The organism is Rhodopseudomonas sp. BR0G17 (assembly GCF_010907025.1).
GTDB lineage: Bacteria > Pseudomonadota > Alphaproteobacteria > Rhizobiales > Xanthobacteraceae > Rhodopseudomonas > Rhodopseudomonas palustris_H.
On the sequence record NZ_QUML01000223.1, the window covers coordinates 1 to 396 of the forward strand.

Genomic DNA, 396 nt, shown 5'->3' on the forward strand with positions numbered 1-396 from the left:
GTCGCCTTGGTCTTGGCGGCGAACAGGTCGGAGCCGGAATTCGGCTCGCTCATGCCGATCGCGAAGCATAGTTCGCCACGGCAGATCCGCGGCAGGATGTCCATCTTGATGTGCTCGGGCGCGTATTTCAGCAGCACCGGGCCGCTCTGGCGATCGGCGACGAAGAACCGCCGGGTCGGCGCATTGGCGATGCGCATTTCCTCGGTGACGACGTAGCGCTCCAGAAAGGTGCGCTCGTGGCCGCCGTATTGCTTCGGCCAGGTCATGCCGAGCCAGCCGCGTTCCCCGACGCGGCGGGAGAATTCAGGCGCGTCGGAATCTTCGCGCTGCGGCTTGTGTGGATCGAAGGTGCCGGCGGCGATTTCTTCGGCGAGGAAGGCGCGGACTTCCTTGCGC

The 396-nt window shown here is 65.7% G+C and carries 1 protein-coding gene; it reads right to left on the bottom strand.

All coding sequences use genetic code 11. The features are described from left to right. Positions 1-396 (bottom strand): acyl-CoA dehydrogenase family protein (locus DY467_RS25950; RefSeq protein ID WP_205502871.1); only part of this gene is annotated, 396 nt, incomplete at both ends.